Source organism: Bradyrhizobium sp. 159, assembly GCF_023073795.1.
In the GTDB taxonomy this organism is placed as follows: Bacteria; Pseudomonadota; Alphaproteobacteria; order Rhizobiales; family Xanthobacteraceae; genus Bradyrhizobium.
Map to the genome: position 1 here is coordinate 1 of NZ_JADPKE010000076.1, position 863 is coordinate 863.

Here is an 863-nt window from a genome sequence, read left to right on the forward strand (position 1 = left end):
ACGGCGACGCGCTGAAACAGGTGCTGGACAACAAGATTTACGTCGTCGACCTGCAGGCCAATCCGCCCAAGCTGGCTGCAACGCTCACTGGCGGGAAACAGCCTTCCGGGCTCAGCTTCAGTCCAGATGGCAAGATGGCACTGGTCGCGAATCGCGGAGACAACTCGATCAGCGTCCTCTCCGTGAACGGCACTGACGTGAAGATCACGGTCACGGTTGCGATGCCGGACAGTCCGTCGCACGTGACGTTCACCCCTGATGGCAAGCGAGCCCTGGTCGCCCGCTTCCCTGCTCACAAAGTCTCCATGCTGGACATCGCGGGCGATAAGGTAACGTACAACAAGATCGACCTGCCGGCCGGCCAGTGGCCCTACAATGTCGCGGCCGCACCCGGCGGGAAAATCGCCCTGACCTCGGATAACGGCAACGCAGGTGCTTCCGATGGAAGTGTGGATACCACGAGCGTCATCGATTTGGAGGCCGATCCGCCACGCATCATCGATCGCGTGGTGGTGGGCGACGGCCCCGAGGGGGCTTGCAATCAGCCCCAAGGGCGACGTCGCGGTTGCGGTCATTCTGCGCGGTTCCAACACGAAGAACGCATACTTCTACGAAAAGAACGGTAGCATCTCGGTTCTCAAGACCGACGGCAAGAAAGTGAGCAAGACCGCAGACATCGAGGTCGGCGGCTTGCCCGAGGCTGCAGTCTTCACGCCCGACGGCAAGTACCTTCTCATCGGCAACTATCTGACGCAGGACTTCTCGATTCTGAAGGTCGATGGCAGTAACATCACGGACACAGGCAAGCGCTTCCAGGTGCCCGGACATCCCGCTTCGGCGAGGATGGGACCGTAAAAGCCTTC

General features: G+C 60.6%; 2 protein-coding genes. Both read left to right on the forward strand.

Features of this window, described 5'->3' with window-relative positions:
• Positions 1-626, forward strand: a 626-nt coding sequence (locus IVA96_RS21050) for a YncE family protein (protein ID WP_247419009.1), incomplete at its 5' end; no start/stop codon positions are given.
• Between the two features lie 31 nt (positions 627-657).
• Entirely contained in the window at positions 658-855 is a 198-nt protein-coding gene (locus IVA96_RS21055; RefSeq protein WP_247419012.1) for a hypothetical protein, read from the forward strand.
• Positions 856-863: the final 8 nt, after the last annotated feature.